The organism is Melghirimyces profundicolus (genome assembly GCF_003054245.1).
In the GTDB taxonomy this organism is placed as follows: domain Bacteria; phylum Bacillota; class Bacilli; order Thermoactinomycetales; family DSM-45169; genus Melghirimyces; species Melghirimyces profundicolus.
The window spans coordinates 70502-97123 of record NZ_QBKR01000015.1; the positions used below are offsets into that span (position 1 = coordinate 70502).

The following is a 26622-nucleotide window of genomic DNA, read 5'->3' on the forward strand; positions in this document are numbered from 1 at the left end:
GAAGCCTTTCGGAGATGAGACCTCCGAAAACCCCCAGGGGACCGGCGACGACGGTTTGCGCAGAAAGGGGGACGCCGCCGCAGAGACCGAATGACTCGGTCTTGTTTTATACTTGAGGTAGGGAGGAGGTGGGTAGCTATCGATGAGTGAGTCGATCGTATGGCTGCTCCTGTTCCTCCTCGGGACCGGGCTGGGTCTGGCCGTCGGTTACCGCTTGAGGAAATTGACGGCGGAAGCCCGCATCGGAAGTGCCGAAAAAGAGGCGGAACAGATTATCGATAAAGCCCGCAGTGACGCGGATGCGTTAAAGCGGGAGAAAGTCCTGGAAGCAAAGGATGAGGCGCACCGTCTCCGTTCGGAGGCTGAGCGCGAAATCCGTGAACAGAGAAACGATCTGGCCAGGCTGGAACGTCGCCTGATGCAAAAGGAAGAAACATTGGATCGGAAACAGGAATCCCAGGAAAGGAAAGAAGAAGCCCTCAACCGTCGAGAAAACGAAATCCAGGAGATGGAACAGCGGATCGGGCAACTCTATCGGGAGCAGCTGGCCGAGTTGGAACGTCTGTCAGGGTTGACTTCCGAAGAAGCCAAACAACTGATCCTCTCCAAAGTGGAAAGCGAAATGAAACATGAGACCGCCCAGATGATCAAAGAAATGGAGCAGCAGGCTCTGGAGGAAGCGGACAAACGGGCGCGCAGCATCCTGTCTCTCGCGATCCAGCGATGCGCCGCCGATCATGTGGCGGAAACGACGGTGTCGGTGGTCACCCTTCCCAACGACGAGATGAAGGGAAGAATCATCGGCCGGGAAGGTCGCAACATCCGGGCTTTGGAGACGTTGACGGGGATCGATCTGATCATTGACGATACCCCCGAAGCCGTCATTCTCTCCGGTTTTGACCCGATTCGCCGGGAAGTGGCCCGGGTGGCCCTGGAAAAACTGGTGGCGGATGGGCGGATCCACCCGGCCCGGATTGAAGAGATGGTGGAGAAATCCCGGAAGGAAGTGGATGAGCGGATCCGGGAATACGGTGAGCAGGCCACTTTTGAAACCGGAGTCCACGGTCTCCACCCCGATCTGATCAAAATTCTGGGGCGTCTGAAATTCCGGACAAGCTACGGTCAGAACGTTCTTCAGCACTCCATGGAGGTGGCCCATTTGGCCGGACTGCTTGCGGCCGAACTGGGTGAAGACGTGCATCTGGCCAAGCGTGCGGGGCTCCTGCATGACATCGGGAAAGCGATAGACCACGAAGTGGAGGGTTCCCACGTTGAAATCGGGATTGAACTGGGTAAAAAGTATAATGAACACCCTGCCGTGATCAACGGAATTGCATCTCACCACGGTGATGTGGAAGCCACAAGCATCATCGCCGTGCTGGTCGGTGCGGCGGATGCTCTGTCCGCCGCTCGTCCCGGAGCCCGCCGGGAGACGCTGGAAACCTACATCAAGCGTCTTGAAAAACTGGAAGAGATCTGCGAGTCCTTTGATGGGGTCGAGAAGTCTTATGCCATCCAGGCGGGGCGGGAAGTCCGGATCATGGTCCGTCCCGACGAGATCGGCGACGACGAGTCGACCAAACTGGCCCGCGAGATCAAAAAAGAGATTGAAAATCAGCTGGATTATCCGGGACATATCAAAGTCACGGTCATCCGCGAGACACGGGCGGTCGAATATGCGAAATAAAGTGGCTTTACGCCGCTTTATTTTTTTCCCCGATGTGGAGGCGCTTAAACGATGCGTGTGCTGATGATAGGAGATATTGTCGGGTCTCCCGGCAGAAAAGCATTATTGGAATACCTGCCCCGATTGAAGCGGAGCCACCGTCCCGACGTGACGGTGGTCAACGGCGAAAATGCCGCGGACGGACGGGGGATCACACGCGGGATCGCCCGGGAGTTTTTCGGGGCGGGGGTTGACTGCATCACCTTGGGAAACCATGCATGGGACAAGCGGGAAATCTTCGATTTCATCGACAAAGAAGACCGCTTGGTACGCCCTGCCAATTATCCCGAAGGAACACCCGGGCGGGGTTATACCCGTCTCACCCTCTCCCGCGGGGAATTGGTGGTGGTGAGTCTCATGGGACGTTCCTTTCTCTCCAGTCTGGACTGTCCCTTCCGCAAGGCGGACGACATCTTGGGTCGATTGAAAGGAAACCCGGCCGTGCTGGTGGATTTCCATGGGGAGACCACCTCCGAAAAGCAGGCAATGGGCTGGTACCTGGACGGACGGGTCTCCGCGTTGGTCGGGACGCATACTCATGTCCAGACAGCCGATGAACGAATCCTTCCGAAGGGAACGGCCTATCTGACCGACGTGGGAATGGTGGGACCCTATGACGGTGTTCTCGGGATGAATAAGGATCTGATTCTGAAAAAATTTTTGACCCAACTTCCGGTCCGGTTTGAAGTGGGCAAGGGCCGGGTTCAGTTCAACGCGGTGGTCATCGATCTGGACCCTTCCTCCGGAAAGGCTTCCAGGATCATGCGGATCCGAATCGATGACGACCGTCCTTGGTTTGATTAGATTCGGGGACATCTGAAACCACATTGATGGGCCGCAGAAAGAAGAAGCTGCTTTTCAGGCGTGAATGGCAGGAATTTATAAAAGATTGCCGAATATATTAAAAGTGGACTCACTCCAAACCATCGAGGAGGTAGCCTACATGGAAGTATTAAAAGTTTCAGCAAAATCCAACCCGAACTCCGTTGCCGGTGCGCTTGCAGGTGTCCTGCGTGAACGTGGCAATGCGGAGATCCAGGCCATCGGGGCAGGTGCACTGAACCAATCAGTCAAAGCCGTTGCGATTGCACGAGGGTTTGTGGCGCCCAGCGGAATCGACTTAATCTGCATTCCGGCTTTCACCGACATCGTCATCGATGGTGAGGAACGTACGGCCATTAAGTTGATCGTTGAGCCTCGCTGAGGGGGACCACAACCGAAATGCAAACCTGTTTATACCCCATAAACAGGTTTTCTTTTGTTTTAACCGGGAGGTTACCAGAATGTACTGGATTGATGGTCATTGCGATGTTCTGTTCAAGTTGTGGAAAAACAAGGAGGATGGCTTGGATTTTTACGGAAACGGGAGGAAAAACGGGCTGGACGTGACTTGGTCGGGTGTCCGGAAATCCCGGGTGTTGCTCCAGGTCTTTGCCGTTTTCGTTCCTCCCGAAGTGCCCCGGAGCCAGTCCTGGCAGGTGGCGCTGGACCAAGTGGACCGGTTTTATGAAGAAGTGGTGAAAGAAGCAGACCGCCTTCGGCCCGTCTTTTCAGGGGAGGACTTGAAAGATTTGAAGAGGAAAGGAGGGCGGATCGGCGGGCTTTTATCCTTGGAGGGAGCCGATGCCCTTCAGGGAAGTCTCAGCCACCTTCGGTTGTTGTACCGCCTCGGGGTCCGTCAGGTGGGTCTGACGTGGAATCATGCCAACGAAGCGGCGGACGGAATTGAAGAAGAACGCGGCGGAGGGTTGACCCGGTTCGGCAAGCAGCTGGTTGCGGAGATGGACCGCTTGGGAATGGTGCTGGATGTCTCCCACCTTTCGGTCAAAGGGTTCTGGGATGTGATGGAAACCGGCATCCCGGTGGTGGCCTCCCATTCCAACACACGGGCCGTTTGTTCCCATCCCCGGAACCTCCTGGATGATCAGGTGCGGGCCCTGGTCCGGAACGATGGTTTGATCGGGGTGACCTTTGTTCCCAGGTTCATCCACGATGATCCCGATGCCGCCACGGTGGACGGCATTCTGCGTCATATCGAGCATATCTGCAGTCTGGGAGGGGAAAACCGGATCGCCTTCGGTTCGGATTTTGACGGAATCGATCAAAAGGTCCCCGGACTGGAAGGGAGCGAAGCACTCACGATGTTGGGGGAAGAGTTGCTCAAACGCTATCCGGAACCCCTGGTGAGAAAGTGGTGCGGGGAAAACTGGTACGACTTTTACATCCGCCATCTCTGATGGGGACCCTTATAACGTTGTGATCTATTGTTAGGCTCAGAAGAGGGGAAGCGTTTATCCGAAATAGCGACTTTGCTGTCCTTCTCAGCGGAGAATCAGCCAGCAAGGGCGTTCAGGGGCAAAAGCTTCTCTGTGTTGCATCCGAAGGCGTTTGCCCCTGCCCGCAGCAGGATGATTCGGAGCGGACCGTGCATCCATCCCTGCAGGACAGCATAGCGAGACCGGGGAGCGTAAGCGACCCAGGCGAGACTTGTGCTTTGTGAGTGCATAGCGAGACCGGGGAGCACAAGCGACCCCAGGCGAGACTTGTGCTCTGTGAGTGCAACCGGAGCGGCTTCGGGCAAATGCTGCCGCTCACTTATTCACAATTCTTCTATGGCCCGACAAGCCGGGATTGGCGGGGAGAGCGGTTTTCCGAAGGTTGCTTTTTGTTAGGGAGGGGTCTAGAATGAATAACTGATAATAGATATCAAAACACCATCAACCGGAAGACGGCTTTGTGGAGTTTGGTACCCACGGTACCCGGTGACGCAGGGAAACCGAATCCAACGCCTGTGGAGATTCCGGAACAAAGAAAAAAACCGGATCGGAGAAACAGGAACCTTGTTTCAAGGGGCGTCGAAATGGCGGTTCGTCAGTTGCAGGGAAGAACCAAAGGAGATGAGTGGATTGGTTAAGCAGCTTTCGTGGAAAGTGGGCGGACAGCAGGGGGAAGGGATCGACAGCACAGGGGAGATCTTCTCCACTGCGTTGAACCGTCTGGGGTATCATCTTTACGGTTATCGTCACTTTTCTTCCCGCATCAAAGGAGGGCACTCCAACACAAAAATCCGGATCAGCATCCGCCCGATCCGTGCGGTGTCCGATGACCTGGACGTTCTGGTCGCTTTCGATCAGGAAACGATCGACCTGAACGCTCATGAGCTCCATTCCGGGGGCGTGATTCTGGCGGATGCCAAGTTCAAACCGAACCTCCCCGAGGGGGTGACGGCACGCCTGTTTTCCGTTCCCTTCACCAAGATCGCCCAAGGGGTGGGTCTGGCCCAGATGAAGAATATGGTGGCCGTCGGCGCTTCCAGCGCGATCTTGGGTTTGCCCCTTCAGTCCTTTCAGGGGGTCATTGAAGAAAAATTCGCCCGTAAAGGCCAGCAAGTGGTGGATAAAAACATGCAGGCGATCCAGGAGGGGGCCGATTACATCCACGCGGAGACCGGCGGCCCGCTGGAAGGATTGCAGCTGGAACCCTCCGACGGAAAAAAGCGGCTTTACATGATCGGAAACGATGCGATCGCCCTCGGGGCCATCGCTGCGGGCGCCCGTTTGATGGCGGCTTACCCGATCACGCCTTCGTCGGAAATTATGGAATACTTGATTAAACGTCTCTCTTCCTTTGGAGGAACCGTGGTCCAAACGGAAGATGAGATCGCGGCGATCTCCATGGTGCTGGGGGCCAATTATGGCGGCGTTCGTGCCTTGACGGCCTCCGCGGGTCCGGGGCTGTCACTGATGACGGAAGCGATCGGCCTTTCGGGGATGACTGAAACCCCCGCCGTCATTGTGGACACCCAGCGCGGGGGGCCCAGCACGGGGCTGCCCACCAAGCAGGAACAGAGCGATCTGAACGCCATGGTATACAGCACCCACGGCGAGATACCCAAGATCGTCATCGCCCCGAGTACGGCGGAAGAGTGTTTTTATGACACCATTCAGGCCTTCAATTTGGCTGATAAATATCAATGTCCGGTGATCATTCTCTCCGATCTGGCTCTCTCCCTCGGCAAACAGACGGTGGAGCCCCTCGATTACGACCGGATCGAGATCGACCGCGGAAAACTGATCACTGATTCCGAAGGGTTGAAAGAGCTGGAAAACTCGGAGCTGTTCAAGCGCTACGAACGGACGGAGGACGGAATTTCCCCCCGGGTTCAGCCGGGGGTCAAAAACGGCCTTCACCACGTCACCGGCGTGGAACATGATGAAACCGGCCGTCCGTCGGAAAATGCCGTTAACCGCAAAAAGATGGTGGAGAAACGGCTGCGTAAGCTGGCACAGGGGATCGATTTCAAAGATCCGATCTACCTGGATGACAGGCACGAGGAGCCGGACCTGCTGATTGTGGGGATCAACTCCACCCGGGGCGTGATTCAAGAGGGATTGGAGCGGTTGGAGAAAGAGGGGATGAAGGTGAACCATCTGCACCTCCGGCAGCTGCTCCCCTTCCCGACGGAAGCTGTCCGGCCCCATGTGGAAAAAGCGAGCAAAGTGATCGTGGTGGAAAACAACGCCACCGGCCAACTGACGGATATGATAAAGCTTCATGTGGGCATGGGAGAGAAGATTTTCCACGTCGGCAAATACGACGGGAACCCCTTCCTTCCTTCGGAAGTTTACAATCAATGTAAGGAGCTGTTGGTCCATGGCCACGTTTAAAGAGTTCCGAAACAAAGTGAAGCCCAACTGGTGTCCAGGGTGCGGAGACTTTTCCGTTCTGGCGGCGATGCAGCGGGCATTTGCCAATCAGGGTCTGGAACCGGAAGATGTGGTCCTGGTGTCCGGGATCGGCTGCTCCGGCCGGATTTCCGGTTACTTGAACTCATACGGCTTCCACGGGATTCACGGACGCGCCCTGCCCATCGCCCAGGGGCTGAAGCTGGCGAACCGGGACCTGACTGTGGTGGCTGCCGGAGGGGACGGGGACGGCTTTGCCATTGGAATGAGCCATACGATTCATGCCATCCGGCGGAATGTGGATCTCACGTACATCGTGATGGATAACCAGGTTTACGGGCTGACCAAAGGGCAAACCTCCCCGCGGAGTGAAATGGGCTTCAAGACCAAGAGCACGCCGAAAGGATCCATTGAGTCCTCCATCGCCCCCCTTGAGATGGCGTTGACCGCCGGCGCCGGGTTTGTGGCCCAAGGGTTTTCCAGTGACTTAAAACAGTTGACCCGGTTGATCGAAGCGGGGCTCACGCACAAAGGATTCTCTCTGATCAACGTTTTCAGCCCCTGCGTGACGTACAACAAAATCAACACCTACGACTGGTTTAAGGAAAATCTGGTGAACCTGGATAAAGAGGAAGGTTACAACCCCTCCAACCGGATGATGGCCATGCAAAAGCTGATGGAATCGGACGGATTGGTGACCGGCCTGATCTATCAAAACAAGGAACGGAAAAGTTATGAAGAGCTGATTCCGGGCTTCGATGAAACACCGCTTGCCAAGCAGGACCTCCGTTTGGACCGAAGCGCCTTCGAGGAATTGGTGGCGGAATTCGCTTAAACCGAAAGGGGGCCGCTTTCCAATCTGGAAAGTGGCCTTTTACTCTGAGAGAAGGAGAGCAACCGATGAAATGGACGGTGTTGGGTTGTCAAAGTCCCTATCCCGCCCCCGGCGGCGGCACGCCGGGTTATCTCTTGGAGACGGGGGGAGAAAAAATTCTGGTGGACTGCGGCAGCGGGGTACTTTCCCGTTTGGGCCGGTATTTTCCTCCCCACCAGCTGGACGCGGTGTTACTGTCCCACCTGCACGCCGATCACATCGTCGATCTGTTTGTACTCCAATATGCGGTTTGGACCGCGATCCGGCTGGGAAAAAGAAAGAGCCCCCTGACGGTGTACGCTCCCTCCCAGCCGGCGGGCTGGGCGGACAAAATTGCTTATCGCCGAGCCGTCACCCACCAGCCCATCCGGGAAGGGGAATCGGTTGCTTTCGGCGGGTGCACTGTCACCTTTCACCGAACGGAACACGCGATTCCCTGTTACGCCATGGAAATCCGCGCGGGGGAGCGGGTGATTCTGTACGGGGCGGATGCCGGCCCTTCCACGGGGTGGGAGTCCATGTGCCGGAATCCCGACTTGTTTGTATGTGAAGGTTCCTACCTTCACCGGGACACCCCGGAGCGCCCCGTCGGCCATCACTCCGTCTTTCAGGCAGCAGAGGCGGCGAGGCGGATCGGTGCCAAGCGGCTCCTCATCACGCACCTTTATCCGGAATATGATTTCCCCTCCCTTCTTCAAGAAGCGGAGAGCGCTTATAACGGGGAACTGTCCTTGGCGGAGCCCGGATGGACGCTCTCGCTGTGACGGTCGATCCACTCCGTGATATACTGTATCATGGAACGACGCTGGCAGGAGGAGAGGGGGATCATGCAATTGCTCCGCCTGTTTGAAGATGAAGAGAAAAGAAAAATGATGATGGATAAGACCAAACGGATGTTGGAAAAAGGAATGACCAAAGGAAAGATCAGCCTGGAAAAAGGGTTCGAAAAGAGCAAGGAGGGGATCCGGAAAGCGTGGAAAGGGTATCGGGAGGAACGGGCCCGCCGCGAAAGGGAACGAGCGTATGAGGAAGAATATGAAGCCGAATTCCGTTACCGCGACGGCGACTTCCATTTCCGCATGCCCCTCTCCGCCGAAGAGGCGCGCCTTTATGAACGGGCGAAGAAAAAGCTGAATGAAGTGAAGCGATTTCATTCCGATCCCCGTGTTCATCAGCAGTGGGAATCCAAAAAATATCTGTCTCTCCACGATTATTTCACGGAGCGGATCCGGCATTACTGCGAACTTCGCCATCAGGATCCGGTGGCACTCCATTTGACCATCCGTTATTGCGAGCGTCAAATTGAATATGCCCCCGTTGCCATCAGGGCGTACCGCTTGGATCCCTATCGCTGCGAACTGCCCCAACACCCCGGTTTTGAGATGCTGACCTCCCTCAACGAGGAGAATGGGGAATGGGAGGAGGCGCTTCGCCTCGCCCGGGAGGCAAGGGACCAGGGGTGGGACGGCGATTGGGATTTGCGGGTCCGTCAACTGGAGGAACGGGTCATCCGCCCGTAAAAAAGCAGCCGCATCGGTGTGCGGCTGCTTTTTTGTCATGTTCCGGAACGTTTTTTTTTGTACCGCTCGATCCGGGCTTCCCAATCCCCTTTCCACCCCTGGTTCAGAGCTTCTTCGCAGAGGCGGATCGCTTCATCATATTGACCTTCCTTATCCCGGATAATGGCCAGTTGCCTGTAACCGTAATGGTGGGGAAGTTCTTTGGTCAAGGGATCCATTCGGTGGGCACGGATCGCCATCGGAGCGTATTGAATCTGTTTTTGGCAGTAGTAAATGGCCTTTTTGAGGGATTCCGGGTCTTCGTTGCGTCTTTTGTAGTGAAACTGGGCGCGATCCTTGTAAAAAATCTGCAGGCTCCAGTACTGCTTGGCCTTGAAGTGTGCCAACTGATTTTTCTCCCAGGCGTTGGCACCTTCCCCGAAGCGTTCTTTCATTTCAGCATATCGTTTCCGGGCTTCCTCAAGCACTTCACGTTCTTCTTTCTCCAGCGGCATCGAAAACCGGAAATCTCCCTCCTCGTACAGGAGGATATTCTCCGGTGCGGCTGGGGAGATCGTCCTTTGGGCGGCAGGAATGGGCCCGTTCGGCTGTTTAGGTACGGGAGGTTCCTTCCGGTCGGATCGTGCCCCGTCCGGAGCGGAGGGCTTCAACAGCTCCCTGGCCTTGGTCAGCAATTTTCCGATCAATCCACCGACCTCCTTTGGAAGACAAAAAATCGACATGTATGAATCTATCGAAATGGTATCCTTCAACCTCCTTTCTGTCAATTGAATGCGGAGCCCGGTCCCAAATTTTCTGTAGATGTCCGTATGTATCGTACATTTCATGAATCGTTGGGAAATGATATAATGGCTTGGAACTTATGTTGAATCGATTGTCGAAGGAAAGGGGTGTCCGCCATGGGTGGAACAATGCGCGCTCTGGTGAAACACCATGCCGGATTCGGCGCCGAACTGCGGGAAGTGCCCATTCCCGAAATCGGCCCCGATGAAGTGTTGGTCAAAGTGAAGGCAACGACGATCTGCGGGACGGATGTCCATATATACGGTTGGGACGAGTGGGCTGTCGGCCGGGTGAAACCTCCCTTGGTGTTCGGCCATGAGTTTTCCGGAGAGGTGGTTCAAGTGGGAGAGCGGGTCAAACATCTCGCCATCGGTGATCATGTGTCCGCCGAGACCCACATCGTGTGCGGCCGTTGCCTCCAGTGCCGAAGGGGAGAAGCCCATGTCTGCGCCCACACTCAAATCATCGGCGTGGATCGGAACGGTTGTTTTGCGGAATACGCGGCGATGCCTGCTGACAACCTGTGGAAGAACAAAAAGGATCTGCCGCCGGAGGTGGCATCGAGCATGGAACCGATGGGAAATGCGGTCCATACCGCCCTGTCCGGTCCGATCGCCGGGCGATCGGTGGCGGTGATCGGCTGCGGACCGATCGGGGTGATGGCCGTGGCAGTGGCCAAGGCTGCGGGTGCCTCCCAGGTGATCGCCCTGGACATCAATGAATACCGGCTGAACTTGGCCGGCAAGATGGGGGCGGATCACCGGATCCACTCCAAGGAGCAGGATCCTGTGAAGGAGACGGCGAAGTTGACGGATGGCCAGGGAGTGGATGTGGTTTTGGAAATGTCAGGGAATCCGGTCGCCATCCGGCAAGGTTTCTCCATGCTGACCTACGGCGGTCGAATGTCGATGCTGGGTCTCCCCACTCGGACCGTGGAGCTGGATGTGAGTCAGGACATTGTTTTCAAAGGGATTCAAATTCACGGGATCGTGGGACGCCGCATGTATGAGACCTGGCAGCAGACCGCCGGTTTTCTGGAGTCGGGCCAGGTGGATCTGACTCCGATGATCACGCACCGGTTTGCCCTGGAAGACTATGAACAAGCCTTTGAACAGATGATGAGCGGTAACTCCGGCAAAGTGGTACTCTATCCCTGATGATCTGATACCGGGAGGGAAACGAATGAAAGGATTTGAATATCTGCATGAGGAAATCCGCGAATGGAAGGAGCAGGGGACCTACCGACCGCTGACGGAACTGGAATCCGAACAGGGGTCCAGAGTGAAGATCGGGGGACGGGAAGTGATCCAGCTTTCCTCCAACAACTATCTGGGTCTCACCACTCATCCCCGTCTGAAACAGGCCGCACGGGAAGCGGTGGAGAAGTACGGCGCCGGCACCGGTTCGGTCCGCACGATCGCCGGGACCTTTTCCATGCATGAGCAGTTTGAAAAGAAACTGGCGGATTTTAAACACACCGAGGCGGCTTTGGTCTTCCAATCCGGTTTTACTGCCAATGTCGGGGTGTTGTCTTCCATCCTGACGGAGCAGGACGTGGTGATCAGCGATGCCTTGAACCATGCCAGCATCATCGACGGCATCCGCTTGACGAAAGCGGGCCGGCGCATATACAAACACGCGGATATGGCAGATTTGGAAAAAGCGCTGAAAGAAACGGAAGGAGCCCGAACCCGACTGGTGGTGACTGACGGTGTGTTCAGCATGGACGGGGATGTGGCGCCGCTGCCGGACATCGTGGAGCTGTGTGAAAAGCACGGGGCCCTGGTGATGGTGGACGATGCCCATGCCAGCGGAGTGATGGGCAGAAACGGCCGGGGAACGGTCGACCATTTCGATCTTCACGGTCGGGTTCATATTCAGGTGGGGACCCTCTCCAAAGCCATCGGGGTATTGGGAGGATACGTGGCGGGCCCCGCCGTTCTCAGGGATTACCTGATCCACCGCGCCCGCCCCTTCTTATTCAGCACCTCCCATCCGCCCGCCGTCACGGCTGCCTGTTCGGAGGCGATCGATGTTCTTCTGGAAGAGCCGGAGTGGGTGGACCGGCTGTGGGAGAACACCCGGATGTTCAAGGAAGGATTGACCCAGCTCGGTTTTGACACCGGTAAGAGTGAAACTCCGATCACGCCGGTGATGGTCGGAAGTGACGCCCTGGCGCACAAGTTCTCCGACTCGCTGCTGGAAGAGGGGGTTTACGCCCAAGGGATCGTTTACCCGACGGTTCCGAAAGGAAAGGCCCGCGTCCGCACGATCGTGACTGCCGGACATTCCAAAGAGGACCTCGAGCAAGCCCTCGAAGCCTTCGCGAGATCCGGTCAAAAACTGGGGATCATCTGACGGACCCGAGTGGGAAAACAGCCGGTCGAACCGGCTGTTTTTATATGAAGAGAACAAATAAAAATAAACCCGTTTGCAAAACAAACCTTAGAAGCGTTGTGAAAAAGTGAGCGGCAGCATTTACCCAACGCCGCTCCGGCTGCACTCACAGAGCACAAGTCTCGCCTGGATCGCTTCACTCCCGGTCTCGCTATGCACTCACAGAGCACAAGTCTCGCCTGGATCGCTTCACTCCCGGTCTCGCTATGCACTCACAGAGCACAAGTCTCGCCTGGATCGCTTCACTCCCGGTCTCGCTATGCACTCACAGAGCACAAGTCTCGCCTGGATCGCTTCACTCCCGGTCTCGCTATGCACTCACAGAGCACAAGTCTCGCCTGGATCGCTTCACTCCCGGTCTCGCTATGCATACACAGAGCACAAGTCTCGCCTGGATCGCTCCACTCCCGGTCTCGCTATGCTGTCCTGCAGAGATGGTTGCACCGTCCGCTCCGCTGGGCAGGACAGCAAAGTCGCTATTTTGGGTAAACGCTTCCCCTTTTCTCAAAACAAACATTCAATCAAACCGCTTCCGGAAACCACTGAAACGAAATCCCGTCACCACAGGGGAATCCACACCGGAAGCGCTTTCCTTTCGTTGAAGATACCGTGGATTTCCGATATAATTTATTAAATGCAAGGAGAACCACTCATACCGTTGGAAAGGTGTTGAGTATAGATGAACGAAGAAATGCGCCGTTATTTCACACCGCCTGACCTGAAAGCGGCAAAAAAACGGGGAAAAGAGAAAATCTCCGTTTTGGAATTCGATCCGATTCCGGATGAAATGAAGGAGATCGGAAACGGACGCAAGTATCTGATCAAAACCTACGGCTGTCAGATGAATGTTCATGACAGTGAAACGATCGCAGGAATATTGGAGCAGATGGGGTACGGACCGGCGGAGTCCGAGGAGGAATCCGATCTGATTCTGATCAACACCTGCGCCATCCGGGAAAACGCCGAGGACAAAGTATTCGGCGAAATCGGCCGCCTAAAAACGCTGAAGACGGAAAAACCGGAGCTGGTGCTGGGGATGTGCGGGTGCATGTCCCAGGAAGAGTCGGTCGTCAATCGGATTCTTCAAAAGCATCAGCATGTGGATCTGATTTTCGGAACCCACAACATCCACCGTTTGCCGCACCTCCTGAAAGAAGCCCTGATGAGTAAAGAGATGGTGGTGGAAGTCTGGTCCAAGGAAGGGGACATCGTGGAGAACCTTCCCAAGGTGCGGGAAGACGGTTTGAAGGCTTGGGTGAATATCATGTACGGGTGCGACAAATTCTGCACCTACTGCATTGTTCCCTACACCCGGGGCAAGGAGCGGAGCCGTCGTCCCGAGGATGTGTTGAACGAGGTTCGACAGCTGGCCCGGAAAGGATACCGGGAAGTCACCCTGCTCGGACAAAACGTCAACGCCTACGGAAAGGATTTCACCGACCGAAATTACCGGTTCGGGGACCTGATGGATGATATACGGAAGATCGGTATCCCCCGGGTTCGGTTCACCACCAGCCACCCGCGGGATTTTGACGATCATTTGATCGAAGTGCTCGCCAAACGGGGCAACCTGGTGGAGCATATCCATCTTCCGGCCCAATCCGGAAACAACGAAATCCTGAAAATCATGGCCCGGAAATACACCCGGGAGCGGTTCTTGGAATTGGTGGATAAGATTAAAAAAGCGATTCCTGACGTGGTGTTGACCACGGACATCATCGTCGGGTATCCGGGAGAGACGGAAGAGCAGTTTGAGGATACCCTTTCCCTGATGAGGGAAGTGGAGTTCGATTCCGCATTCACCTTCATCTATTCCCCCCGGGAAGGCACTCCGGCCGCCCGGATGAAAGATGACGTTCCCCATGAAGTGAAAAAGGAACGGCTTCATCGCCTGAACCGTCTCCAGGACGAAATCAGCCGGAAGAAAAACGAAGCCTTGCGCGGTCAGGTGGTTGAGGTACTGGTGGAAGGGGAAAGCAAAAAAGACCCCGACATCCTTTCCGGCCGCACGCGGACCAACAAGGTGGTCAACTTCCGCGGACCAAAGCACCTGATTGGCGAATTCGCCCACGTCCGGATCACGGAACCCCGCACCTGGACCCTGAACGGTGAATGGGTCGAGGAAGCGGATCTCCGTCAGGTGGGTGGTTGAGGATGAAAGAATCGATCCAAGAACACCCCATACTGGCCCATGCCGCCAGGCTGGGCCATCGCCTTCTGGAAACGGAAGAAATCCGGCGTTTTCGCCTCGCGGAAGAGCAGATACAAAACAGCAGCCGGGTGAATGGCCTGATTGAAGAGATCAAACGAAAGCAAAAGGAATTGGTGCATGCCAAACACTACCAGAAGTCAGAGTACATCCGGCAGTTGGAGGATGAGCTGGAGCGGTTGCGCGAAGAAATGGACAATCTGCCCATCGTCCGGGAATATCAGCAGTCCCAGGTGGAAGTCAACGATCTGCTGCAAACCCTGACCCGGATTGTCGCCCAAACGGTGTCGGAACAACTGGATCTCGACACCAGTGGAGACGTGGGAGGAGGCGGCTGCGGCAGCGGCGGCCCCTGCGGCTGCAGATGAACACAAAAAACGGCCCGCGATACGCGGCCGTTTTTTGTGTTCTTTCGTTTTGGGCGTTCCGACCGAAACAACCGCCCAAACGGGCCGTTATATCTTCAGGGTTTTTTTAGCACTCTAGACTCTCGCCCTGCATACTATTGGTACTGAACGACTGTTTGGAGGAGGGAGTATCGTGTCAAATACAGACAACGGATTGCAATGCCGCCAAATCATCACCAAAGCGGTCACCGGAAAAGGCCGTAAGTTCTCCCAGGCAACGCACTCCATCCACCCCCCCGACCAGATCTCCAGCATCCTCGGTGCTTGGATTATCAACCACAAATATGATGCCCACCGGGCGGGGGATGTCATCGAGGTGACGGGGAGCTACGACATCAACATGTGGTTTTCCTTTAACCAGAACACCAAAACAGAAGTGGCCAACCACACGGTGCGCTATGTGGAGCAGGTTCCGCTGAGCTACTTTGACAGCAACGTGAGGGAAGGAACCACGGAAGTCAGCGCCGTCGCCACTCAGCCTCCCAATTGTGTCGAAGCCGCCATTGCTGCAGACGGCACCTGCTTGGTGCGGGTGGAAAGGGAATTTTACGTGGAGATGGTGGGGGAGACGAAAGTTTGCGTTGCGGTGTGTCCCGGTGACTGCGATGATCTGGATGACAAGGTCTATGACGGGTCAGTGTTGGAGGAAGACGGTGAAGATTTCGAGGATTTGGATCCCGATTTGGTCATCGATGATCTGAACGATTGATTCATGATGAAACCCCACAGAGAAGGCCCGTGGAGGCAGATGCCTCCTTTTTCTTTTATGCACTAACCATGAGCGCGTGCCCCACATACCATATCAGCAGGTCTTTATCCGGAAATGCGAAAGGGGAAGCGATATGGAAGCGCTCATGCTCCCGACCAGCTCCATCGACCAAGAGCGGGAGGTGCAGAACCGACTGGTGACGCCGCAAAACACCCTGGCGCCCTCGGTGCGTCTTCAGGGTCCCCTGGAGAAAGCCTACGTGAAACCGATTGTGACCTTAAACGAAGAAGATGCGGTCGAACGGGCAAATGACCGGGCTTATAAAATCTCTGTTCTGAAGCTTCACGGGATGGCCGTGGCGGAAGGAAAAATCCAACTCCTGAAACGATATATCGTTTGCGTGTTTCAGACCCAAGTGCTCCTGATGTATCGCTCACGGGAGCCCAAGGCTTGGCTGGCTTCAAACCAGACAGCCAAAACGAAGACCTTCAAACGGTTGGCGCTCAGTGAAAACACCCGGGAAACCCGGCGGGTCAAGGCGCTGGCTGTGCGGGCGCTCTATGCCCTCGGTCTCGATTACGGGGTCGTCACCATCGGGATCCGGCCCGGAATCAAGGCCGTGGTGTTGGATGTGAACCCCGGCCCCCTTCTGAACCAGGAGATGATTCGTCAATTTTCCGATGCTGTCTGCCAGTACATCCGAAAGCTTCCGCAGTTGCTGACGGATCTGGACCAGGTGGTTCTGGGGGCGGATCCCGAGTTTATCATGAGAAAGACCAGCGATGGAAAGCTGGTCATGGCTTCCGATTATTTTCCCCGGTTCGGAAGAGTGGGATGTGACGCGATATGGCACGGCCAAAACCGGTCCGCAAAGCCCCTGGTGGAACTCAGGCCGAAGCCGACAAACGATCCCCGTCAATTGGTTCTGCGCATGTACCAAGGCATGATGCAAGCTTCCAGGCGCATCAAAGACAAAAAGGTCCAGTGGTTGTCCGGGGCTTTGCCGCACCCGGGCTTTCCACTGGGAGGACATATCCACTTCAGCGGAATTCCCCTGAATTTCAAACTTCTTCGGGCCCTTGATCATTACCTGGCGCTTCCCCTGGTGATGGTGGAAGATCCGAAAGGCATCCGGCGGAGGCCCAAATACGGTTTTCTGGGGGATTACAGGGTTCAGTTTCACGGAGGCTTCGAGTACCGGACGCTTCCCAGCTGGTTGGTCTCCCCCACCCTGACGAAAGGCATCCTGTCTGCCGCCAAACTGGTGGCCGCCCACTATCCGGTGTTAAAGGGAAGACACCTCCACCGGTACACGGTGCAAAAAGCGTACTACGAAGGGGACAAGGAAGGGGTGAGAACGATTGTCCGGCAGCTGAGCGAAGAGCTGCAGAGATTGAAAAGCTATCCCCGGTACCAGCGCGACCTTGCCCCCTATTTCCGCATGATTGGTTCGGAAAAAACATGGAACGAGTCACGGGACATCCGGTCTGTCTGGAAGTTGCCCCCTTACCGGTCTTGACCCTTGCTTGTTCGCACGTTCGGGGCATGGTACAATTAAAATCATGCCAAGGAAGAAAAAACACAGATCCGGAGGGTCTTGTCTGTGGCCGGATATACTCCGATGATTCAACAGTATTTATCGATCAAGGCAGATTACCCCGATGCCTTTTTATTTTTTCGTCTGGGCGATTTTTATGAAATGTTCTTCGAGGATGCCCGAAAAGCGGCGGAGGAACTGGAAATCACTCTTACGTCCAGGGATGGGGGAAAGGAACGGATCCCCATGTGCGGGGTGCCGCACCATTCCGCGGACATGTACATCGGACGCCTGATTGAGAAAGGGTATAAGGTCGCCATCTGTGAGCAGGTGGAAGATCCGGCATCCGCCAAAGGGGTCGTGAAAAGGGAAGTGGTCCGGGTGGTCACGCCCGGCACCGTCATGGAAGAGAGAATGCTGGCAGACAAGGAGAACAATTTTCTCGCGGCATTGACCCGGAGGCAGGGACGCTTCGCCCTGGCGGCGAGCGACCTCTCCACCGGAGAATTTTACGTGACCGAAATGGCCGGGGATACGGAAACGGCCGTCGATGAATTGGCGGCCTACCAACCGAAAGAGGTGTTGCTCACGCCGAATCTGGGGGAAGACAGCTCCTTTCGCGATGAGTTGCGGCTTCGTGTCGGAGCTTTGATCACCGTGCCCCGGAAGGAGGCGTTTCCCCCCGCTGAAGAAAGGGAGCGGGATCTGGCCGATCACTTCCCCGGATACCGTGAGACGCTCACCACGCCCCTGTTGGAGGAAGTGGCCTCCCTGCTCCTCACCTACATGAAACAGACCCAAAAACGCGCGCTGTCCCACATGAACCGAATCGAGCGGTACGATTCGCGGCGTTTTATGGTGCTGGATACTTCGGCCCGTCAAACCCTTGAATTGACCCGCTCCCTCCGGGAGGGGAAAAAGACCGGATCCCTGTTGTGGCTGTTGGACCGGACGGCGACGGCGATGGGGAGCCGTCTGTTGAAGAAGTGGCTGGACAAGCCCCTTCTGGACCTCCGAAAGATCGAACAACGCCAGGAGGCGGTTCAATCCCTGGTTGATGACCTGATTCTGCTGGAAGAGATCCGCGACCGACTGAAGGAGGTCTACGATCTGGAACGGTTGTCGGCCCGGATTGCCTACGGATCGGCCAATGGCCGCGATCTTCTGTCTCTTCGCCGCTCTTTGGAGACGGTGCCCGATTTGAAAGGACTTCTTTCCCGATCCGGGTGCGGCGCGCTGGAAGCGATCGGGGAGGAGATGGATCCGCTCGACGACGTGGTGGAGCTCATCAAAAGTTCCATCGCGGAGGATGCCCCGGTCACGGTGCGGGAAGGCAACCTGATCAAAGCGGGTTACGACGAAGAACTGGACCGGCTTTTGGGAGTCCAGCGCGACGGGAAACAATGGATCATGAACCTGGAACAGCGGGAACGGGAAGAGACGGGAATCAAGTCCCTGAAAGTGGGCTTTAATAAAGTCTTTGGTTACTACATCGAAGTGACGAAAGCCAACCTCCGTCACCTTCCCGAAGGGCGGTATCAACGGAAGCAAACCCTGGCCAACGCGGAGCGCTTCGTCACGCCGGAACTGAAGGAGCGGGAACGGATGATCCTGGAAGCGGAGGAGAAATCCGTGGAATTGGAATACCGTCTGTTCACCCGGGTGAGGGAGAAGATCGCGGCGGAAATTCCCCGCATTCAGCTCCTGGCGGACCAGGTGGCCCGGCTGGACGCCCTTCATTCCCTGGCGACGGTCTCCGGGAAGCACCGCTATGTCCGGCCGCGGGTGGTGGAACACCCCGGAATCCGGATTGAACAGGGCCGGCACCCAGTGGTGGAAGCAGCCATGAAGGAAGGGGAGTTTGTGGCCAACAACACCGACCTGGACGGGCGGGAAAACCGAATTCTCCTGATCACCGGCCCCAACATGGCGGGAAAGAGTACATACATGCGCCAGGTCGCCCTGATCACCCTGATGGCACAGATCGGTTGTTTTGTTCCCGCCCTTCGAGCGGAAATCGGGATCGTGGACCGGATTTTCACCCGAATCGGGGCAGCGGACGACCTGGTCGGCGGCCGGAGCACCTTTATGGTGGAGATGGAGGAAACCCGGCTCGCCCTGTCCCAGGCCACCTCCCGCAGTCTGATTCTGCTGGACGAGGTGGGGCGGGGAACTTCCACCTACGACGGTATGGCCCTTGCCCAAGCGATTGTGGAGCACATACACCATCATGTGGGGGCCAAGACCCTGTTTTCGACCCACTACCATGAACTGACCCGTCTCGAGGATGAACTGGACGGTGTGGTGAACATCCACGCCCGGTGTGTGGAAAGGGACGGAGAAGTGGTCTTTCTTCACCGGATGGAGCCCGGCGGGGCGGACAAAAGTTACGGTATTCACGTGGCGCAGCTGGCCGGGATGCCCCGCGCCGTCATCCAACGGGCCCGGGGACTGCTGGAGGTTTTGGAAGGGCGGATGCAAACCGCCGGAAGCCGGCAATTGGAGCTGTTTGCCCTCGAAAGGCCGTCGGAGACGTCGTCCGTTACCGCTGCCGAGGAGGAGGTCCTGACTGCCATCCGGGAGTGGGACCTTCTGAATCAATCTCCCCTGGAGACGGTTCAGTTTCTTTTCGAGCAACAGCGGAAACTGAAGGAAAAAAACCGATCCGGAGGCAGTTCAAATGGGTAAAATCCGTTTGATGGACGACCGCTTGGCCAATCAGATCGCCGCGGGGGAAGTTGTGGAGCGGCCCGCTTCCGTGGTCAAGGAACTGGTGGAAAACGCATTGGATGCCGGTGCGGACCGGGTGAACATTGCGATTGAAGAAGGCGGGATCCGTTCCATCCGTGTGGCCGACAACGGAGCCGGCATGGATCGGGAAGACGCCCGCCTCGCCTTTGAGCGACACGCCACCAGCAAAATCCGCCGGGAGCGGGATCTGTTCGCCATCCGTTCCCTGGGCTTTCGGGGAGAGGCACTTCCCAGCATCGCCTCCGTTTCCAGACTGACTCTTACCACTGCTGAGGGGAACGGGGGAGAAGGGAGCCGCTTGGTGCTGGAAGGAGGGGAAGTGGTATCCGATGAGGACACGGCCCGGGCCGGCGGGACCGAAGTACTCGTGGAAGATCTCTTCTTCAACACTCCGGCTCGTTTGAAATATCTCAAAACCGTCAACACTGAAGTTAGTCACGTGGCGGACGTTGTCGGCCGGCTGGCCTTGGCTCATCCAGGGGTCTCCTTCACCCTGAACCACAACGGGAGGGAGCTGTTCCGGACACCGGGGGATGGAAAGCTCCTGCATGTGGTTTATGCCCTGTACGGGAGGCAGGTGGCCCGAAAGATGCTTCCCCTTTCGGCCGAAGATATGGACTTTACCCTGGAGGGACTCGCGTCCAAGCCGGAAGTGACGCGATCCAATCGTTCCTATATCTCCACCATCATCAATGGACGATATATCCGCAGCATCCCCGTCACCCAAGCAGTATTGAGGGCGTATGACACCCTTTTACCCGTCGGACGCTATCCGATCGTCGTCTTGTCCATCGGGATGGATCCCCGACTGGTGGATGTGAATGTCCACCCGTCCAAGCTGGAAGTGAGGCTCAGCAAAGATCAGGAGCTGTGCCGGCTGGTGGAGAAGGAGCTGAAGGATCTTTTCAAGAAACACGTGTTAATTCCCGATGCCGTTTCTCCCCGAAAGGGGCGCCAACCTTCGACCAGCCGGCCCGTTCAGCAACAGCTCGACTGGGGAAATCCTCCAAAAGAAGAGGTGGAAGAAGAGTGGAAGAAGCCCTCCCGGATGGAAATCCGGGAAACCCGAGCCCCTCTTTTGCCGGAGCATTCCGTCATTGCTCCCTCAGAGAAGCCGGACGGAAAACCGAAGGCACCGGGCACCGCCAACCCGCCTGCAGATCCAGAGAAAGAAACCGGCCCCTCCTTCCCTTCCCCCGCGGATGAACCGGTCCGTCGGGGATCGGAGAAGGATGGGGAAGGACTGCCCGAGCTGGTTCCCCTGACTCAGGTGCACGGGACGTACATCATCGCCCAGTCGGAAGACGGTTTCTATCTGATGGATCAACACGCGGCCCATGAACGGATTTATTATGAAATCTTTTATAACCGGATGAAAGAAGGGGATGCGCGGTTTCAGCCGATGCTCATCCCGATGACGGTGGAATACACCCCGGCGGAAGCGGAAGCGATTCGGCATTGGATCCCCCATCTGTCTGAATTGGGAATGGAGGTCGAACCTTTCGGCGGGAGCACCTTCCTGGTCCGTTCCCACCCCGGCTGGTTTCCGGAGGGCAGTGAAGAAGAGCTGGCACGGGAGGTACTCGACTGGGTCAAAAAAGGGGAGAAGGTGGATCTGGCCCGCCTGCGGGATGACGGAGCGAAACAGATGGCTTGCAAGGCGGCCATCAAAGCCAACCGCCACCTCCGCCGGGATGAGATGGAAAGTCTGATCCGGCAGCTCAGGAAATGTGAAACCCCCTATACCTGTCCTCACGGGCGGCCCATTCTCATCCACTTTTCCACCTATGAAATTGAAAAGATGTTTAAACGGGTGATGTGATTGGTTCTCGTGACAACATCCCGGAAGCCGCGGGAAGATGACAGGGTATGGGCGGAGAGGATCGCAAAGAGGTTGGGAACGGTCCCGGTTCCCCGGGAAGATCGGTCCTTAAGGCACATGATGGAAAAGGCCGGAGCCGAAGGCGTGGTGGTGGTGGGCCGTGGGGAAGCCCGTTGGGAAGACAAAAACGGCAACACATTCCGTTTTCATCCCAACCTGTCCGCGTTGAGGATCAAGGAGCTGGCCAGCGGCGGAACCGATGCGCTGGTGACGGCGGCGAACCTGAAACCGGGCGACCGTGTGCTGGATTGCACGCTGGGGTTGGGGGCCGATTCCATCGTGTCGGCTCATGCCGTCGGGGAAGAGGGGGAAGTGATCGGGCTGGAGAGCCAGCCGGTCATCGCAGCTCTGGTGGATTACGGGCTCAACCATTATCTCTCCGACTCCCCCCGGCTGAACCGTGCGATGCGCTCGGTCCGGGTGGTTTGCGCCGATTACCGGGAGGAACTACCCCGCTTGGAAGACGGCTCCTTCGATGTGGTCCTGTTCGATCCGATGTTTCGTCAAACGGTGAAACGCTCCTCCGGCGTTCAAGCCCTCAAAGTCCTGGCCAATCCCGCCCCGTTGGATCGTCAGTCGGTCTCCGAAGCGAAAAGGGTGGCCCGGAAACGGGTGGTCCTGAAGGAGAGGCTGATGAGCGGTGAATTTGAACGACTCGGATTTCGGGTGGAAAAGGAGGCGTCCAATCATGCCTTCGGCATCATCGAAACCCGGACTTAAGGACCTTCTGATCATCGTCGGTCCGACGGCGGTGGGAAAGACCGCCCTCAGCTTGTCCTTGGCCCGGAACTTTCGGGTGGAAGTCATCTCGGGGGATTCGATGCAGGTGTACCGCCATATGGATATCGGCACGGCAAAAGCGTCCGAAGAGGAGAGAAAGGCCGTCCCCCATCATTTGATCGACCTGGTGGATCCCGATTACCCCTTTTCCGTGGAAGAGTTTCAGCGTCTGGCGCGGGAAAAAATCGACGAAATCCAAGAAAGAGACCGGCTGCCGATGCTGGTGGGAGGGACCGGTCTCTACATTCAGGCGGTCACTCACGGCTATTCGCTCCCCGGTGTTCGGGAAGACCCCGCTTTCCGGGAAGAGATGCACCGCCTGGCGGAGGAACGGGGAAACCACGTCCTGCACGGGCGTTTGAAGGAGGTGGATCCACAAGCGGCGGAACGCCTTCACCCCAATGACCGACGCCGCATCATCCGGGCGTTGGAGATCCATCGTACAACCGGCAAGCCTCTTTCCGAGGTGCAGACTCACGATCCCCCTCCTTACCGGATGCTGTGGATCGGGTTGACGATGCCCCGGAAGCGGCTGTATGAGAGGGTGAATCGGCGGGTAGACCAAATGATGGAGGCCGGTTTGTTGGATGAAGTGGCTTCGCTGTACCGCATGGGATACCGCAGGGACTTGATCTCCATGCAGGCCCTCGGTTACAAAGAGCTGATGAGACACCTGGAAGGAGAAATCTCCCTGGAGGAAGCCGTCCGTCTCGTCAAACAGCGGACACGCAAATTCGCCAAGCGGCAACTTTCCTGGTTCCGGAGACTGAATGAGATTCATTGGTTTGATGTGACCCGTGAAAATATCGGGGAAGAAATTCACTCCCTGGTAGCAGGAAACTTCCCCCGATACCAAGAATAGAGTAAACTAATGCAAAACCATACATAGGAGGTACCTATTTTGAAGCAATCAATCAATATTCAGGACACTTTTTTGAACCAGATCCGAAAAGATTCCGTGCCCGTCACGATTTATTTGGTAAACGGATTCCAGCTGCGCGGGGTGGTTCGCGGCTTTGACAATTTCACGATTGTGATCGACAGCGACGGCAAACAGCAGATGGTATACAAGCATGCCATCTCCACGTTCACTCCTGCCCGGCCGGTGTCGCTGATGGCCAACGACGAAACCAATAAGCAAGCCTGAAACCAAGTGGGAACCACTTGGTTTTTCCATGTCCGTTTCACCATGGACTGGGCGGATGCGTATACATAGTTGGAGCCGATTCCAGTAAAGAGGTGACGGACATGGCAAGCCGCGTAATCACAAAGAACCCCCATCGCATTCATGTGGTGTTGGATCACGGCAAGAAGAACACCTCTTTTCAAGATCCATCCACCGCCCCCGGGATCGAATGCACCGAGGAGGAGCATCTCCCGTTGAAACGGTGTATGGAAGAGCTGGACCGCCTGGTCGGCCTTTCCAAGATCAAAGCCTTCGTCCATGAAATCTATGCCTGGCTGACGGTCAACAAGCGTCGGTCGGCTGCCGGTTTGATAACGGAGAACCAGGTGTTACACATGGTGTTCGAGGGAAATCCGGGAACCGGAAAAACCACGGTGGCGCGGATCATGGGAAGGCTGCTCAAAGAGATGGATGTGCTCTCCAAAGGACATCTGGTGGAAGTGGAACGGGCGGATCTGGTGGGGGAATATATCGGCCATACCGCTCAGAAAACCAGGGAGCACGTGAAACAGGCGCTGGGCGGAATTCTTTTCATCGATGAAGCTTACTCGCTCTCCAGGGGCGGGGAAAAGGATTTCGGCAAGGAAGCGATCGACACGCTGGTCAAATCAATGGAAGACCGTAAAAATGACTTTGTCCTGATCCTGGCGGGTTATCCCGGTGAAATGAAACGCTTTCTTCGGTCCAACCCGGGTCTTCCCTCCCGATTTCCGATCCACCTTTCTTTTCCGGACTTCACCATTGAAGAGTTGCTCCTGATCGCCGAGGGGATGGTGCGGGACCGTCAATATCGGTTTTCGGGCCCGGCTCTGGCCAAACTGCGCCGGCACCTGAGAGAAGTGGCCCGCAGGCCCGCCGACTCCTTCGGGAACGGCCGCTATATCCGGAACCTTGTGGAGAAGGCGGTTCGCCACCAAGCGGTCCGACTTCTGAACAGCCGGTATGTGTCAAGAGAGGACCTGATGACCCTGAATTCCGAAGATCTTCGGTTTCCTCCCCCGGATGAACCGACCGTTCCCTTCCGGTTTATCCCCTAAAAGCGTTGTGAAAAAGTGAGCGGCAGCATTTATCCAAAGCCGCTCCGGCTGCACTCACAGAGCACAAGTCTCGCCTGGGTCGCTTTCGCTTCCCGGTCTCGCTATGCTGTCCGGCAGAGATGGTGGCACGGTCCGCTCCGAATCATCCTGCTGCGGGCAGGGGCAAACGCCTTCGGATGCCACACAGAGAAGCTTTTGCCCCTGAACGCCCTTGCAGGCTGATTCTCCGCTGGGCAGGACAGCAAAGTCGCTATTTTGGGTAAACGCTTCCCCTTTTCTCGAAACGAACATGAAATCACAACGCTTCTAAGACTCCCCGGCTCCGGGATCGCTGTTCCCCGGAGCTTTCTTCATGGTATAATCAGGATGAAGAGAAAGTGACGGTTCGAAAACGAAGGAGGATGAAGGAAGATCGACGGAGAGAATGGACTGGAGCGGGCAATTCTGGTGGGGTGCGGAAGCCGTTTGCACGCGGCGAGGATCCGCTCGTCATGTGAGGAACTGGAAAGGCTGGCGGATACGGCCCGGGCCCAAACGGAAGAGATCGTCATCCAATATCGGGAAACACCGGACCCGGCTTGGCTGATCGGTCAGGGGAAGGTGGAGGAATTGGCCCGGCGGGTGGAGGAAGAGGGGATGGACCTGGTCATCTTTGACCGGGAGTTATCTCCGGTGCAACAGACCAATCTGGAAAGCCGGCTTGCCTGCAAGGTGTTGGACCGCACCCAACTGATCCTGGACATCTTCGCCATGCGGGCGAGTTCCCGGGAAGGCCGTATCCAAGTGGAATTGGCCCAGCTGGAGTACATGCTTCCCCGCCTCACCGGAAAGGGGAGGGGCCTCTCGCGACTGGGCGGCGGGATCGGTACACGCGGGCCGGGGGAGAAAAAGCTGGAGACAGACCGCCGCCATATCCGTCGACGCATCCGGGATCTGAAGGAGGAGCTGGAGCGGTTAAGGAAACACCGACGGCTTCATCAAGCCCGGCGCCGGAAAATGGATATCACCCAGGTGGCCCTCGTCGGCTACACCAACGCCGGGAAATCGACCCTTCTCAACCGGCTGACCGGGGCGGGGGTATGGGAGGCGGACCGGTTGTTCGCCACCCTGGATCCGACCTCCCGTTTCCTCGATCTTCCGTCGGGGGAGAAAGTGTTGCTGACGGATACGGTCGGTTTTATCCGAAACCTTCCCCACCATCTGGTGGCGGCTTTCCGTTCCACCCTGGAACAGGTGAGGGAAGCCGATCTCCTTCTGCATGTGGTGGATGCCGGACATCCGGAGGCAGCCGAACAGATGAAGGCGGTGGAAGGGGTTCTGAAAGAACTGGATGCCGAGCGGATCCCGGTCCTCACCGTCTTTAACAAAAACGACCTCCCCGGGGGCGCCATCCTGACTGCTGAAGGGGAGTCGATCCGGATCTCGGCTTGGAATGACGGAGATCTGGAACGGCTGAAAGAGAAAATGGATGCCGTTTTGCATTCCGTTCAAGTGCATGGTTCGGCGGAAATTCCGGTGTCAAGGGGGGAAATCATTTCCCATCTGTATCAGGCGGCGGAAGTGTTCCGCACCGAAGTGAACGGGTTGACCCTGAAGATGGACTTCCGACTTTCCCTGAAACGGTATGAACGGATGTCCCCCGAAGTAAAAGCGTGCATCCGGAAAGTATACTGAGATCCAGACTTGAGGTTGTACTCACAGAGCACAATTCTCGCCTGACACCCGTGTGTTGGCTAGAAGTGTTGTGATTTCATGTTCGTTACGAGAAAAGGGGAAGCGTTTACCCAAAATAGCGACTTTGCTGTCCTGCCCGGCGGAGAATCAGCCTGCAAGGGCGTTCAGGGGCAAAAGCTTCTCCGTGTTGCATCCGAAGGCGTTTTGCCCCTGCCCGCAGCAGGAAGATTCGGAGCGGACCGTGCCATCATCTCTGCCGGACAGCATAGCGAGACCGGGGAGCGAAAGCGACCCAGGCGAGACTTGTGCTCTGTGAGTGCAGCCGGAGCGGCTTTGGGTAAATGATGCCGCTCACTTTTTCACAACGCTTCTAGAAGCGTTGTGATCTAATCAGATTTCAGCCCTTTGAAAAGAAACAGACAGCTGATTCGGGGGCCAAAGAGACTGGCCCGTCATGTTGAACCA

22 protein-coding genes are annotated in these 26622 nt (G+C 56.5%); 21 read left to right on the forward strand and 1 reads right to left on the reverse strand.

Annotated features, from left to right (window positions below; genetic code table 11):
• The first annotated feature begins 142 nt into the window (after positions 1-142).
• The 8 genes from rny (at position 143) to C8P63_RS11550 (ending at position 8805) form a co-directional block, all read left to right on the forward strand.
• Positions 143-1687, forward strand: a complete 1545-nt coding sequence (gene rny, locus C8P63_RS11515) for a ribonuclease Y (RefSeq protein ID WP_108024305.1) — start codon at positions 143-145, stop codon at positions 1685-1687.
• 51 nt (positions 1688-1738) lie between these two features.
• Positions 1739-2530: a TIGR00282 family metallophosphoesterase gene (locus C8P63_RS11520; protein ID WP_108024307.1), complete on the forward strand. Its 792-nt coding sequence runs from the start codon at positions 1739-1741 to the stop codon at positions 2528-2530.
• A 139-nt stretch (positions 2531-2669) separates the two neighbouring features.
• Positions 2670-2930: a stage V sporulation protein S gene (locus C8P63_RS11525; RefSeq protein WP_040387185.1), complete on the forward strand. Its 261-nt coding sequence runs from the start codon at positions 2670-2672 to the stop codon at positions 2928-2930.
• A 79-nt stretch (positions 2931-3009) separates the two neighbouring features.
• Positions 3010-3963 carry a dipeptidase gene (locus C8P63_RS11530; RefSeq protein WP_108024308.1) on the forward strand — a complete coding sequence of 318 codons (954 nt, stop codon included), beginning with the start codon at positions 3010-3012 and terminating at the stop codon, positions 3961-3963.
• Positions 3964-4632: 669 nt separating this feature from the next.
• Complete coding sequence (locus C8P63_RS11535; RefSeq protein WP_108024357.1) at positions 4633-6393, forward strand: 2-oxoacid:acceptor oxidoreductase subunit alpha; 1761 nt, start codon at positions 4633-4635, stop codon at positions 6391-6393.
• Entirely contained in the window at positions 6380-7246 is an 867-nt protein-coding gene (locus C8P63_RS11540; protein WP_108024310.1) for a 2-oxoacid:ferredoxin oxidoreductase subunit beta, read from the forward strand. Before C8P63_RS11535 ends, C8P63_RS11540 begins: the two co-directional genes overlap by 14 nt.
• Before the next feature lie 65 nt (positions 7247-7311).
• The gene (locus C8P63_RS11545) at positions 7312-8049 is read left to right on the forward strand and encodes an MBL fold metallo-hydrolase (RefSeq protein ID WP_108024313.1); all 738 of its coding nucleotides are present in this window, start codon (positions 7312-7314) and stop codon (positions 8047-8049) included.
• A gap of 63 nt (positions 8050-8112) precedes the next feature.
• Positions 8113-8805 carry a hypothetical protein gene (locus C8P63_RS11550; RefSeq protein ID WP_108024315.1) on the forward strand — a complete coding sequence of 231 codons (693 nt, stop codon included), beginning with the start codon at positions 8113-8115 and terminating at the stop codon, positions 8803-8805.
• A 35-nt stretch (positions 8806-8840) separates the two neighbouring features.
• Here the strand turns inward: C8P63_RS11550 and C8P63_RS11555 are convergent, their stop codons facing one another.
• Positions 8841-9491, reverse strand: a complete 651-nt coding sequence (locus tag C8P63_RS11555) for a hypothetical protein (protein WP_108024317.1) — start codon at positions 9489-9491, stop codon at positions 8841-8843.
• Between the two features lie 213 nt (positions 9492-9704).
• Here C8P63_RS11555 and tdh point away from each other — a divergent pair, with 213 nt between their 5' ends.
• The 13 genes from tdh (at position 9705) to hflX (ending at position 26157) form a co-directional block, all read left to right on the forward strand.
• Entirely contained in the window at positions 9705-10745 is a 1041-nt protein-coding gene (gene tdh, locus C8P63_RS11560; RefSeq protein WP_108024319.1) for an L-threonine 3-dehydrogenase, read from the forward strand.
• Between the two features lie 25 nt (positions 10746-10770).
• Positions 10771-11946: a glycine C-acetyltransferase gene (locus tag C8P63_RS11565; protein WP_108024321.1), complete on the forward strand. Its 1176-nt coding sequence runs from the start codon at positions 10771-10773 to the stop codon at positions 11944-11946.
• Between the two features lie 718 nt (positions 11947-12664).
• Entirely contained in the window at positions 12665-14137 is a 1473-nt protein-coding gene (gene miaB, locus C8P63_RS11570; RefSeq protein WP_108024323.1) for a tRNA (N6-isopentenyl adenosine(37)-C2)-methylthiotransferase MiaB, read from the forward strand.
• A 2-nt stretch (positions 14138-14139) separates the two neighbouring features.
• Positions 14140-14562, forward strand: coding sequence for a YlbF family regulator (locus C8P63_RS11575; RefSeq protein WP_170109622.1), 423 nt, complete (start codon positions 14140-14142; stop codon positions 14560-14562).
• A 172-nt stretch (positions 14563-14734) separates the two neighbouring features.
• Positions 14735-15310 carry an outer spore coat protein CotE gene (gene cotE, locus C8P63_RS11580; RefSeq protein WP_108024327.1) on the forward strand — a complete coding sequence of 192 codons (576 nt, stop codon included), beginning with the start codon at positions 14735-14737 and terminating at the stop codon, positions 15308-15310.
• Between the two features lie 133 nt (positions 15311-15443).
• Entirely contained in the window at positions 15444-16829 is a 1386-nt protein-coding gene (locus tag C8P63_RS11585) for a putative amidoligase domain-containing protein (RefSeq protein ID WP_108024329.1), read from the forward strand.
• An 84-nt stretch (positions 16830-16913) separates the two neighbouring features.
• Positions 16914-19535 (forward strand): DNA mismatch repair protein MutS, encoded by a 2622-nt coding sequence (mutS, locus tag C8P63_RS11590; protein WP_108024331.1) that lies wholly within the window; start codon positions 16914-16916, stop codon positions 19533-19535.
• The gene (mutL, locus tag C8P63_RS11595; protein WP_108024333.1) at positions 19528-21420 is read left to right on the forward strand and encodes a DNA mismatch repair endonuclease MutL; all 1893 of its coding nucleotides are present in this window, start codon (positions 19528-19530) and stop codon (positions 21418-21420) included. The genes mutS and mutL overlap by 8 nt, the downstream gene beginning before the upstream one ends.
• Before the next feature lie 72 nt (positions 21421-21492).
• The gene (locus tag C8P63_RS11600) at positions 21493-22200 is read left to right on the forward strand and encodes a class I SAM-dependent methyltransferase (protein ID WP_146172167.1); all 708 of its coding nucleotides are present in this window, start codon (positions 21493-21495) and stop codon (positions 22198-22200) included.
• Complete coding sequence (gene miaA, locus C8P63_RS11605) at positions 22169-23122, forward strand: tRNA (adenosine(37)-N6)-dimethylallyltransferase MiaA (RefSeq protein WP_108024337.1); 954 nt, start codon at positions 22169-22171, stop codon at positions 23120-23122. The genes C8P63_RS11600 and miaA overlap by 32 nt, the downstream gene beginning before the upstream one ends.
• Positions 23123-23161: 39 nt before the next feature.
• Positions 23162-23407: an RNA chaperone Hfq gene (gene hfq / locus C8P63_RS11610; protein ID WP_108024339.1), complete on the forward strand. Its 246-nt coding sequence runs from the start codon at positions 23162-23164 to the stop codon at positions 23405-23407.
• Between the two features lie 101 nt (positions 23408-23508).
• Positions 23509-24483 carry a stage V sporulation protein K gene (spoVK, locus tag C8P63_RS11615; RefSeq protein WP_108024341.1) on the forward strand — a complete coding sequence of 325 codons (975 nt, stop codon included), beginning with the start codon at positions 23509-23511 and terminating at the stop codon, positions 24481-24483.
• Between the two features lie 447 nt (positions 24484-24930).
• Positions 24931-26157: a GTPase HflX gene (gene hflX / locus C8P63_RS11620; RefSeq protein WP_108024343.1), complete on the forward strand. Its 1227-nt coding sequence runs from the start codon at positions 24931-24933 to the stop codon at positions 26155-26157.
• Positions 26158-26622: the final 465 nt, after the last annotated feature.